The following is a 12,555-nucleotide window of genomic DNA, read 5'->3' as shown; positions in this document are numbered from 1 at the left end:
TGAAATTAATTGGCAATTAATTAAGTTATAGGGAGCATACAGGATTTCAGTGACTATTTCCGCTCAAAGAAGACCGCTTACAACTCCAATAAGACCAAATCTTTGATATAATTTCAAATAGTAGGCTTTTCTCCTAAGCGACAGGCACTGGGACTAATGCTAAACTTGCGTTTGAAAGCCACAGCAAAATGCCCAGTATTGGCGTAGCCCACTATATTTGCCACTGTCGCTATGCTCAACTTGCCTTCACAAAGCAACTGCCGCGCTTTCTCCATACGATAATCGTGCAGGTAGCCAAATACAGTTGTGCCAAAAATCTCACGAAAGCCTCGCTTAAGCTTGTTGTGATTAATTCCAGCTTGCTTTGCCAAGTCTAGTAAAGATGGCGGATTATCAAAATGCCGCAGTAAAATTTCTTTAGCATCATGAATGCGGTCAATGTCAGTAGACTTGAGGGTTGTGACCAAATTTAAACCCTGTTCGCGCTTGACGGTTTGCTCTAGGTGCAAAACTAATAATTCTAGGGCTTTGCTTTCCAGATATCGCTGTTTCATCCATCCCTGATAAGGGCAAGTTAGAATCTGTCCAATTGCTAGCTGCATCGCTGGAGTCGTTGTTCCCAGCAGATTGAAATCTTCCTGTTTGTTTCCCTCAATCAGATTTTTTAACTGCAATGGTAGAGAGTCAAGCTGATTACAGCCATAGGATTTGAGGAAAGAAGGCTCCATGCAAATCTGGACTCGGAAAATTCGCTGGTTCGCAGGCCACTCTTCTGTCTCCATAGCAGAGCCAAATCCGAAACAATTCTGTCCGCTAATTTCGTGGAAGTAGTCGTTTGTCTTGTGAATCACTACTCCAGCATCGCCGCAAAGAAAAAATGTCAAGACTGATGCCGTCCATCCTTCTTCATAATCATCACAACGAATAAATTCTCGGCATTCAAATTCCCGAACGCGAAGCCAGAACCCATCCTGAAGCCAAATTAATCGCCTGTATCCTGTTCCTAACTGCTTAGGGTAATCAAAGATATCGTCGAAGTCGTCTGATTGGTATAGACGATGGGTATTCTGCCAGCTCTGCTCCCATAGTTCATCATAGTTTGAGGATGAAAAGGTAATTGTCATTGTTGCAATTAATTATATTTTTCTCAAGTTTATTGAAAAATAATCTCATATTTTTTATGACTATTCAGAGCGATACGTAAACGTATCGCCATTCTTGTAACAGGTTAGCTCCCAATACGCTTAGGTTAAGCCCAAAAAATATATTGCGTAGGTTGGGGAGCCACTGCGCCCTTGCGGTTTCCTGACTTGTTCGCTCTTAGCGTTCCCGCAGGGTAGCAAGTGGCGTTTGAGGAACCAAACCCAACATTTTCGGGCATTTGTTGGGTTTCACGACTACAATTATCCTTAACCCTAGTGTATTGCTTTATAACCTACTCAATCAGTTACCAGCCGTACTCTATTTACAACCCAAAGATTACAGAGTAGGATTTTATAACCAACGCTTTTACGAGGTATTTGGAGACCTCACAGGGAAACGTTGTTATGAGGCGATCGCCGGATTAAAACAACTTTGTCCTGAATATTTCACCTTTGGTGTTTTTGACAGTAACGCACTGCAATAGTTCAAGATGGCGTCCTATCTTAACACATCTTACAAAATTTAGCAACAATTAGAATTGCTATGCAATCTAATTGTCTATACCAACAAAAATAAGTTTGCTGTAATATTCAGCTTTTGCATAAATGCTGATAATACTATCACCAACTGCAAAAAAAGTACCTTCTTGCTCACTTTTAGAAAATTGCAAATCGGGGTATTTAGCAACAGCTTCCTCAGCAGTCATGGCTTTTGCTTCCATTTGTTCTGGCAATAGTCCAGTACAACCAATGTAAAATACCAAAGGAGATATCTTATCTCGGTAGATTTTTTCTACATATTGTTCTAGTTTGGTATTCGCTGCCGTCAAAGCTGCAACCATTTCTTCTTTGCTGATCTGCTTACCAGTTTGTTTATCCTCCAATAACTGCGCCAAGCTATCAGCACCAGCTTTTATAAGAATACCTATAACTATACCACTTTGCTCAAGCCCAAGAAAATCATCAAAAATCGGTTTCATTAACTCATCAATTTTCGTAATCTTGGTGCGTGATGACAGTAGCCTGTACCTGACAGCAAGATTCTTGTTAAATGCCATCTCAAAACTAGGCTTAATGATAATTTCTCCAGTTTTTTTATCATAGAAACGATACATTCTATTTACAAACTTGTTAGCGGAAGGTAACTTACTCAGGTTCAGAATATTTTGACTACCGATGTCAATTTTATAGCTTAATCTTGAGTCAAGAGTACCATTAACTAAAGCTTCCTGGATGTCGGTATATTCGTTACTTGTAGGAAAATTGATGTAAATATTCTTAGACAGATAGTGCTTTTTAAACTCATCTAACTGCGCTTCTATAAATACATCTGACTCTTTTTTCAAGTGAGCACAAATAATACTAGTTAGTACTTTAATTTCCGCTAGTTCATTGAATAGTCCATCAATACTACTGTAATGACTATTAGCAACTACAAGCGGTAAGTTATCTAACTGAATAGTATATTCAGCATTAAAGTCAAAATCTTCTGCATCCAGCACACCTTTTTCTTTAAGCAACTCAAAGGCTTTTTTACTACTAATTTTGACTTTTAAGGACTTCACATTTATTTTGCCATCACTCACAATCGTGTAATTCTTAAAGGTATTGAGGTCATTTACTAGCAAACCTGCTACCTCAAGAGTGGGGATTTGGTCTTCAAATTTGGTAAGTTTAACTTTCCGTTTGATAAGCATATTAATAGTAGCAGTATTGCGGTTAAACTGAAACTCGCCCATACCAACATACTCAGCATTATCTATATATTCTGTTCGCAACCAAGGTTGGAGCAGTTCCCCGTTTTCGTTTCTAGTACCTTTAACACGTTTGATACCTGTTCTTTGATAATCTTCTTGTAGGTGTTTAATATTGACGATAATATTGCTGTGATATTCTGCAAAAATTTGGATGAGTTCTAGCAGAGAAATTTTATTACTTGCCATATTGTCACCTTCGATATAGAGGTCAAGAATCTTTTAAAGCCACGATTCACAAAATCTACAGCTGTTATAACTGTGCAAATTTGAAGTAAAAATACACAATAATTTAATGCCTAATAAATGCTAAAATTGGCATATACAACACAAATATCGTGTGATCATGATTGCATTCACGAACTAGTTATTAAGGATGTTCAGTTACTACAAACTTTGGGTATCGCCTGGTAAACTTCGTGTTGTATACTCACCGGATACTCCTACTATAGTATATTTGTACTATAATGTCAATGCCAAGTTGTGTAGGCGTAGCCCATCGTAGATATCGCCCTGCAATGAGGTATTATGATGTTGCTGACGACTTCTGCCATACTGCTGAATAACGCCAGAATAGGTGTTTTCTAACCCTTGCGCCCCTGAGTGACTTTGTATAAATTCGTTGTGCTTGCGAGAGAGTTAGATATTTGTCTGTGCGAAGATGTTCTTTCATTGCGGCGGCTGCTTCTGGCGATTGCTTGATATGTCTATTCCTAAGCGTCTGAAATATCCAATTCAGCGGAACAGCAAAGAAATTGCTCAATCTATCTTGTATACTTTCATGCTCTAGCAAGTCTAAAATTACAAGCTTGCCACCTGGCTTTAAAGCAGCTTGTATATTGGGCATTAAGTTCTCCAATGGCAAATGATGAACAGTTGCGCTCGACACAATTGCATCAAATTGGTTTACTGGAAACTCCCACTGTAAAATGTTAGCAACCTGATAATCTATTTTCGGATACTGCCGAGATTTTTGTTTAGCAATTTCTATCATCTTGGGTGATAAATCTATTGCAATAACTTTATCAACACGTTTAGCTAGAAGACGCGAGAATAAACCAGTTCCACAGCCAATGTCAAGAACATTTTTGCAGTCAGATGGTAACTGTTTGAGTAAAAAATTGTGATAGTGACTATTGTGATTCCAACCTTCTTGCTCATGCAAAGCAATTTGGTCAAAATCATTCCGAATTTTTGGAATCAGCACGTTATTTTTTTCTCACATTTAGGCTCCAGGTTTGAAATAATCAAAGAGGCGATCGCCTGAATCTGCACGAATCAATGCCACAACTACATCGGGTAAGGCGGCTAAACTGGGATAAACCAAATAACGTGGTTCCCAACCGGGGCGGAATTTCTCTCTGTAGGCGTGCAGTCCCTTGAAATTGTAAAAGCGATTCAAATGCCCGTAAAGATAGTGCAATACTTTCTCCAAGCGGCGTGATTCTGGGTTGTCTCCAACTCCTGCAAGGGCAGAAAGACCGAAATTAAAGCTGTCGTAGCCACCCTCTTTAAAATGTTGAAGCAGGGAAATAAATAGAAAGTCCATTGTGCCATTTTCGAGGGACGCGCGATGTCGCATCATGTCAATAGTGGCTTCGTTGAGTTGGTACTCCTGGAGAATGTTGGCAAAGGCGCTGATCTGACCTTCAGGATTATGCACCACAGCAATCTCACACTCTCGGAGGTAAGCTTCGTCAAACCAACCCAAAGAAAAGTGTTTTTCCGAACCTTGTACCATTTTCAGCCATTCATCACTTACAGATTTGAGCAAGTGCAATAAATCATTGGCGATAGGTGGTTGGTAAAACTCGATTTGGTATCCTAGCTTAGTTAAACGACTGATTGATGGTCTAAAGTTTTTACCAGCTTTACCTTGTAAGGTAAAACTTTTTAGGTCAACGATCGCTTCTTCGCCAATCTTGAGTACTTTAAACCCCAATGACTTGTAAAGCTGAACATCATCGGGCAAAGTTTGGTAAAAGCCAGGATACCAATCGTTACGCTGGCAAAACTGCCAGAAAGCAATAATTGTCTCTTTGCGGTCTTCAATCGGGCCTATGGGATCTCCTAAGGCGATCGCACCCCGTCCCTTGGGAACATAAGCAATTACACTGTTACCAGAAGGACTAAAATAATAACTTTTATCATTTAAGAGTGTGAACGCTGCTAAAGAAGAACGTCCGTATTGCTCGACAATTTCTTTAGCTCTTTTTCGCTCATTTGGCGTTGCTAAATTGCGCCAAAACACAGGTTGCAATAGCATTACTATTGCATATGTAATAGTACCTGCGGCAATAATATAGATAGAATTAGCAAAAAAATCTCCAAATCCGCTCTTTGGTTGCAGTCCCCAATTATCCTCAGTGAAGAACATCGCCAAAGTCTGAATTATTGCCTCACGCCAATTAAAGTTCTCTGAAAACTTGCCGTCTAACAAATAAAATCCAATAGTTCCGTATGCCAGGGTAAATAATAAAGCACCTATCAGCGCTCGAACTCCCCGTGCAATGGAAGGGCGGTCTGATTGCGCCGTGAAAAGATGGCGCATCAAGATTAATTGCATCAGCAAAACTCCAGAGAGTAGACTTTCTTCATAGTCCAATCCCTTCAGCAAGTGGCTGAAAATGGAAATCACTAGTAAACCAATGGTAAGTAACCAGGCTATTTTTTTTCGACGTAATAAATTAGTAGCAAGTGCTAGTAAAACAAATCCAGTTAGGGCTGCAAATATATGACCACCAGCCCGGATATCAAATGGTAAAAATTCTTTCAACCAGTGATTTCGCCCATATAGGTTAGGTGTCACTGCTGACAACAAATTTACTACTCCGACTAAACCTGTAAGGAAAGCTGCACTCCAAAGTCCAATCTGAGTTTTGAAATTCTTGGTCATTAGTCTAAATGTATTAATTAGGAGTTAGAAGTTAAAAGTTAGGAGTTAGAAGTTAGGAATTTTCAAGTTTTAATTCATAACTCATCACTCATCACTCTTAACTTTTTTAAACTGTTCACCTACATATGAGAGTGAATCTTTGAGATGTTTGTGAAAGTAGTTCCAGCCTACATCTGCACCAGACAAACCATGACCTCCAGGGAATGCATAAAATACGTGAGCAATGCCTAATTTATTTAAGGTTTCGTTAAAGGTTTTGGTAGAAGCCAGCAAATTACTATCGTTCAGACCTGCATCTAGGTAAACACGCAATCGCTTCCTATCTGGAACTGGTAGCTCTTGTACAATTTGTTGGGGACTATTTTGTGAACCGCTATTATCGGTAAAGTAACCACTATGGCTAAATAGAATATGGAAGTTGTTCAGATAGCGTAACCCGATATTAAAAGCCCCCCATCCCCCAGAAGAGAGACCTCCCAGCGCCCAAAACTGAGGTTCTTCTAAAGTACGGTAGCGCGACTTGACAACTTGTACTAATTCTGAACCAATCAAAGTCCCCACTTTGCCATTAGGCCCATCAAAATAATCAGGATCATATAAAGGATTGGAACCTCGATTATCATTGCCATCTGGTGTAATCACAATCGATGGCGGTAATTTTCCACTTTGATAAAGTTCATGCAGTATGTCTAGGACTGCATACTTGTCAGCATAAGCACGGGCATCATCATGACCACCATGTAGCAAAAATATAACGGGGTAACGCTTTTGCTGATTTTTGTTATAACTAGGGGGCAAAATCACACCGTAGTTACGGACTGTACCCATCGCTTGGGAGTTGAAGGTTGCCAATTGAAACTTTAGCCCAGTATTTGCCTTTTTTTGGGGTGGGTCTAGTTGTGGCGCCCCTAAGATGAATACATAATAATAACCAACCGTAGTAAGGAGTGCGATCGCTCCTACCAAGCTAATTAAGAATTTAGAAATCTTCATATTCTTTTAGCGTTGAAAAAATCACCTCCATTAGAACTTACTATATAGCGTTTCTCAGTTGAATCCAATAGAGACCTAACCCCCAACCCTAGTGCGTGTTTTGGTGGTCGCAAGTATGCTGAAACCTTTGTCATGAAGTAAAATTTGGTTTTGCAAGTCTCTGATGTATTCGTTTTTGATGGCTCAAAAACTATCAACCTCTCCTGGGCTGCTGCCTCCTTGGACTATAGGCAGAGCCTTGCTTATGGGCATTCCCATGCTGTGCATGGGAACGAGATGTGAATCTGCTGAAAAATTGCAGCAGGGTTTTCCACATTGACGTTTAAATATCAACGGTTTTGCAAAATAGTATTATTTCTATAGCAGTCCTAAATTATTCGTGAACAACAAGATCCCTGACTTCTTTGAGAAGTCGGGGATCTGAGCCTCTCGATTTTTACAAATCAAATAGAATTGCTATACTGGGGATTGCTAATTATTTTGAATATTTTTATTCTGATTCACACCTAAAAATTCAGTCCTATGTGCTATTTTAGCAAGTCGAAATTGCTCACCTACGAATGTCAATGAATCGGCTAAATGTTCCCGCCAGTATCGCCAAGTGTGCTTGCCAGGAAACTGACGAAACGAATTATAAATTTTGAGATTGTTTAGGACTTTAGTAAATCGTTCGGCTTCGTTGATTTCTTCAATATCTGATATACCAGAATCTAGGTATATTCGCAACCTTTTTTGAGCTTGTGGAGGAATGCTTTTGATATAAGATATTGGACTATTTATCGGGCCGCTTTCATCCTGAAAATAACCACTATGACTAAATAAAATCGAAAAATGATCCAAATTGTGTAATCCCACATTAACTGCACCCCAACCGCCAGAAGATGAACCACCTATCGCCCAAAAATCTGGATTAGTTAGTGTCCGATAACGGCTTTGCACAACTTTTACTAACTCATCCCCCACGGCTGTGGAGACTTTACCATTAGGGCCATCAATATATTGAGGGTCCCAGTAGGGACTAGAGCCACGTTTATCGTTGCCATCTGGTGTGATGATGATGCTAGGTGGCAACTTACCTGTAGTATAAAGTTTTTCCACAGTCTTGAGAGCTTGCCCCTTATTCTGAATAAACCAAGCAGTCGGGTTACCATGTCCACCGTGGAGGAGAAAGATTACGGGATAGCTTTGTTTTGGATTTTGCTCATAGCCAGGGGGTAGAGAAACGCCGTAGGTACGACTTGCGTCCATTATTTGACTATTGTAGGTTTCAATCTTGTAAGTTAGAGGAGTAGTTAAATCGTTAGTCTTGGGCTGGGTTGGAAGAAGGGAAGGTGTTGTTTGTAAATCCTGCTGTTGAGGTAATTTTGCTGTTACACTTTGACAGCAATTACAACCAAATAGAGTTAATACTGAAATTAGCAAGAGAATTTTAGATTGTTTGTAGTTCATTTATAATTTATCAGTTGTCACTATAAAAACAACTCTGGTAACTGGTGTTTGTCTTCAAAAGTTTATGCAAATGATATGTCAATGCTGTGTCAACCTGATGGAAACTTTGCGACTGCTAATAAATTAAAAGTCAAAAGTTAAGATACGTTTCTTCACTTAGTACTCAGGACTTTTAAAATGCTTAAAAAGTTGCGACTCAAATTCAGCACGCTGTTCAGCTTGTCCCTGCTGGTGGTTTCCCTGTGGGCGATCGCTAACGAATTGCATGAGTATAATTATCGTGATATTCTCAACTCTCTAGCGGCTATTCCCAAAAGTCGCTTAAGCTGGGCAATTTGGCTGACAGCATTGGGCTATCTAGTGATGATTGGGTACGATATCTTAGGTTTTAGCTACATTAATCGTTCCCTAAGTTGGAACAAGATTGCTTTAACCAACTTTATTAGCTCTGCATTTAGTAATACCATAGGTTTTGCCTTGCTGACTGGCAGTGCTATTCGTTATCGATTTTACTCTAGTTGGGGAGTGTCGAAATTAGCGATCGCTCAAGTAATTGCTTTCGCCAATTTTACTTTTTGGTTGGGGATGTTTGCCGTTGCAGGTTGCTTGTTCCTTCTCAACCCCCTTAAAATTCCCACTCAACTACATTTACCTTTTGCCACTGTGCGTCCCATCGGCGTGATTTTTCTGGTATTGGTAGCTATTTATTTGCTAGGAAGTATTCTTATTAAACAACCATTAATAATTCGTGGTCAAGAATTTCGATTTCCTTCTTTTAAAATATCCCTTGTACAGATAGCAATTTCAAGCTTTGACTGGATTTTGGCAGCGGCAGTTCTTTATGCTGTGCTTCCGACTAATATATCTTTGTCCTATCTGGACTTTTTAGGAATCTACTTACTAGCGATGTTTGCAGGTGTTGTTAGTAATGTCCCCGGTGGTTTGGGAGTATTTGAAACTATAATTTTGCTGATTCTTTCCTCAAAAGTTTCTGGTGCAACAATTTTGAGTTCATTGCTGGCTTATCGGGGAGTTTACTATTTCTTACCTTTGTTAGTAGCAGCGGGTTTACTAGGACTTTATGAAATTAGATTGAGATCCGCTAATTTCAAAAATATCAGTAAATTGTAAAGTCCAGTTTCAGTATTAACACGAACAACAAGATCCCCGACTTCTTCAATAAGTCGGGGATCTGAGACTTTTAATTAAGTAAAATTGTTAACTGCTGTTAATTTTAAATACGGAATCCTTCGGCGATATCTTCACAAATGGCGGCGGAAAATCATAATTTTTGCTGCAGCGATCGCTGTTAGACTGAGAACCATAAGTAAAATCTCGTGTATTTTGGCAAACTTATGGAGCCAGTATCACTGACAGCAGCTGCGATCGCCACTTTAGTCATCACCAAAGCCTTTGAAAAAACTGGTGAAATCCTGGGCGAAAAGACTTTAGAGCAAGGCGGTAAATTATTATCACTGCTGAAGCGCAAACAACCAAACACGGCGAGTGCTATTGAACTGGCTCAAACACAACCGCTAGATTATGGTCAAGCTTCTCTGGTTGAGCAGGTAGAAGAAGCGGCAAAGAAAGACCATGAAATTGCTCAAGCTGTTGAAGTTGTAGCCAGTGAAGCACAAACACAGATTACACAACCTAAATTGAACGAAACGATTAATCAAATACTTTTAAAAGGAGTTCAGATAAAGGGCAAGGTTAAAGTAGGCGATATAGAAATCGAAGCCGCAAGAAACGGTTCAGTAAATCAAGAGGTTCTAGTTGATGCTGAATTTGGTGATGATCTTGACCTTGGCAATATTAACCTGAAAGGCTAGAACCATGAGCGATCGCCCTAACTCAGAAGAAATTTTACAGAACATTCTCCGCGATGTTCAAGTAGGCGGCAATCTGACTACAGGGGATATTACCCAAATCCTGAATTTGCTAGTTGTTATTCCACAGCCCAAATCTTTTAAGCCTAAGGAAATTCCTCACAATGTTCCTCGCAGTGGTGCTGTTAAGTTTGTGGGACGTGCCGAAGAACTGGTAAGTTTGTCCCAACAGCTGCAAGCCAACAATCAGTTGGTAATCACTGCCATTAATGGTATGGGTGGAGTTGGCAAAACAGAGTTAGCAACCCAGTATGCACTAATTCACTTATTACTTAGCACTTATAAGGGTGGCATCTGCTGGTTAAGAGCTAGAACTGAGGATGTAGGCTTGCAAGTGGTGCAGTTTGCCAGAATTCATTTAGATTTAAACCCACTAGAGGATTTAGATTTACCCGCACAAGTACAATACTGCTGGCAGCATTGGCGTGAAGGTGATGTGCTGTTGGTGCTAGATGATGTCATCGAATACCAGAAAGTTCAGCCTTACTTACCGCCATCTTCCCGATTTAAAGTGCTAATTACCACGCGCCAACGCTTAGGAATATCCATAAAGGAGTTATCTCTGGATGTGCTGCAACCAGAGGCGGCGCTGGAGTTGTTAAAATCTTTACTCAAAGAAACACCAGAGCGAATTGAGCGAGAATTAGCTGTAGCAAATCAGTTATGTGAGTGGCTGGGATATTTACCTTTGGGTGTGGAGTTAGTGGGGCGCTATCTGGCGCGGAAACAGGATTTATCTCTAGCAGAAATGTTGCGGCGGTTGGAGAACAAGCGATTAGATGAGCGTTCCCTCTCTAAATCTAAGTCGGAAGCCGACATGACAGCACAACGAGGGGTGTTAGCAGCCTTTGAGTTGAGTTGGCAAGAATTAAAGGACGGCGATAAACAATTGGGTTGTTTATTGGGTTTATTTGCCGCCGCACCCATACCCTGGAAGTTGGTAGAACAGTGTTTACCAAAAGAAGAAGCCGAAGATTTAGAAGAAATTAGAGACGATAGCTTGCTGAATCTGCATTTACTCCAGCGCAAAGGTGAGGGAATCTATCAATTGCATCCACTGCTACGACAGTTTTTTCAATATAAGTGTACAGGTTTAGAAAAGGCAGAGGAACTTAAGCGCTCCGTTTGTCGGGTAATGGTAGCAGTTGCTAAAGATATTCCTCAAACCCCCACCCTTCAGCAAATCACCGATGTCTCCCCTACAATACCTCACATAGCTGAAGTAGCTAAAAATCTCATTCAATACGTCATTAATCAAGATTTAATTTGGGCTTTCCTCGGTAACGCTCAATTCTACGATGGTCAGGGATTATATAACCAGGCAACACCTTGGCTTGAGCAGTGTTTAAAAGTAGCTAAAAACCGCTTGGGAGAAGAACATCCTCTTGTTGCACAAAGCCTCCACAACTTAGCGGGAATCTACTACTCCCAAGGACGATACAGCGAAGCTGAAGCAATGTACCTGCAATCATTGGAATTAAGGCAACGCTTGCTGGGTGAGGAACATCCTGATTTTGCACGAGGCCTCAACAACCTAGCAGAAGTCTACAAATCCCAAGGGCGGTACTCAGAAGCCGAACCACTTTTGCTGCAAGCATTGGAACTGAGGCGACACCTGCTGGGAGAGGAACATCCTGATTTTATACTAAGCCTCAACAACTTGGGGATACTCTACTACTTCGAAGTACGATATTCAGAAGCCGAAGCACTTTTGCTGCAAGCATTGGAACTGAGACGACACCTGCTGGGAGAAGAAGATCCTCTTGTTGCACAAAGCCTTAACAACTTGGCGCATTTTTACTACTCCCAAAAACGTTTCTCAGAAGCCGAACCGTTGCATCTGCAAGCGTTGAAATTGAGGCAACGCTTGCTGGGAGAGGAACATCCTGATGTTGCTAGTAGCCTCAACAACTTGGCGTTACTCTACACATCCCAAGAACGTTACTCAGAAGCCGAACTACGGTTTCTGCAAGCATTGGAACTGATACAACGCCTCCTGGGTAAAGAACATCCTCTCGTTGCAACAAGCCTTAACAATCTGGCATCACTCTACGACTCCCAAGAACGCTACTCAGAAGCCGAACCCCTCTACCAGCAAGCTTTAGCACTAAGGCAACGCCTATTGGAAGAGGAACATCCTGATGTTGCTACCAGCCTCAATAACTTGGCAGGACTCTACAAATCCCAAGGAAGATACAGCGAAGCTGAACCCCTTTACTTGCAAGCTTTGAAAATTTTGGAGCAACGCTTAGGAGTGAATCATCCGAAAACTATTACTTGTCGTGAAAACTTAGCACATTTGCGTGATCGCCTTTCCTGAGAATCGCCTTTCCTGAGAGCAGTAAAATTTGACTTCTCAGCAAAGCGTACCATGATAAAACTTAAAAGCGCGATCGCCTAGACTAAAATTCATATTGAACTAAGTAAAAATG

At 40.7% G+C, this 12,555-nt stretch carries 10 protein-coding genes; 4 read left to right on the top strand and 6 right to left on the bottom strand.

Annotated features, from left to right (window positions below):
- Window positions 1–113: 113 nt before the first annotated feature.
- A complete protein-coding gene (locus V7K48_RS22645) occupies window positions 114–1,124 on the bottom strand; it encodes an AraC family transcriptional regulator (protein ID WP_335075551.1) in 1,011 nt (336 codons plus the stop codon).
- Window positions 1,125–1,384: 260 nt separating this feature from the next.
- Here V7K48_RS22645 and V7K48_RS22640 point away from each other — a divergent pair, with 260 nt between their 5' ends.
- Window positions 1,385–1,627 carry a hypothetical protein gene (locus V7K48_RS22640; RefSeq protein WP_335075549.1) on the top strand — a complete coding sequence of 81 codons (243 nt, stop codon included), beginning with the start codon at window positions 1,385–1,387 and terminating at the stop codon, window positions 1,625–1,627.
- A gap of 66 nt (window positions 1,628–1,693) precedes the next feature.
- Here V7K48_RS22640 and V7K48_RS22635 read toward each other — a convergent pair whose 3' ends face one another.
- The 5 genes from V7K48_RS22635 to V7K48_RS22615 form a co-directional block, all read right to left on the bottom strand.
- Window positions 1,694–3,085, bottom strand: coding sequence for a hypothetical protein (locus V7K48_RS22635; protein WP_335075547.1), 1,392 nt, complete (start codon window positions 3,083–3,085; stop codon window positions 1,694–1,696).
- A gap of 337 nt (window positions 3,086–3,422) precedes the next feature.
- Window positions 3,423–4,103, bottom strand: coding sequence for a class I SAM-dependent methyltransferase (locus V7K48_RS22630; RefSeq protein ID WP_335075545.1), 681 nt, complete (start codon window positions 4,101–4,103; stop codon window positions 3,423–3,425).
- Window positions 4,104–4,121: 18 nt separating this feature from the next.
- Window positions 4,122–5,792, bottom strand: a complete 1,671-nt coding sequence (locus V7K48_RS22625) for a phosphatidylglycerol lysyltransferase domain-containing protein (RefSeq protein WP_335075543.1) — start codon at window positions 5,790–5,792, stop codon at window positions 4,122–4,124.
- Window positions 5,793–5,876: 84 nt separating this feature from the next.
- On the bottom strand, window positions 5,877–6,785 hold the full coding sequence (locus tag V7K48_RS22620; RefSeq protein WP_335075541.1) for an alpha/beta hydrolase: 909 nt from the start codon (window positions 6,783–6,785) through the stop codon (window positions 5,877–5,879).
- 471 nt (window positions 6,786–7,256) lie between these two features.
- Window positions 7,257–8,234, bottom strand: a complete 978-nt coding sequence (locus V7K48_RS22615; protein ID WP_335075539.1) for an alpha/beta hydrolase — start codon at window positions 8,232–8,234, stop codon at window positions 7,257–7,259.
- Window positions 8,235–8,411: 177 nt separating this feature from the next.
- Between V7K48_RS22615 and V7K48_RS22610 the strand changes: the two genes are divergently transcribed.
- From V7K48_RS22610 to V7K48_RS22600, 3 genes are all read left to right on the top strand, one after another.
- Complete coding sequence (locus V7K48_RS22610; protein ID WP_335075537.1) at window positions 8,412–9,365, top strand: lysylphosphatidylglycerol synthase domain-containing protein; 954 nt, start codon at window positions 8,412–8,414, stop codon at window positions 9,363–9,365.
- 224 nt (window positions 9,366–9,589) lie between these two features.
- A complete protein-coding gene (locus V7K48_RS22605; protein ID WP_335075535.1) occupies window positions 9,590–10,066 on the top strand; it encodes a hypothetical protein in 477 nt (158 codons plus the stop codon).
- Between the two features lie 4 nt (window positions 10,067–10,070).
- Window positions 10,071–12,443 (top strand): tetratricopeptide repeat protein, encoded by a 2,373-nt coding sequence (locus V7K48_RS22600; RefSeq protein ID WP_335075533.1) that lies wholly within the window; start codon window positions 10,071–10,073, stop codon window positions 12,441–12,443.
- Window positions 12,444–12,555 lie beyond the last annotated feature (112 nt).

The sequence above is a fragment of the Nostoc sp. genome, assembly GCF_036919615.1.
Taxonomy (GTDB): Bacteria; Cyanobacteriota; Cyanobacteriia; order Cyanobacteriales; family Nostocaceae; genus Nostoc.
The sequence above is the reverse complement of the archived record's forward strand: the minus strand, read 5'-3'. Positions and strand labels throughout refer to the sequence as shown.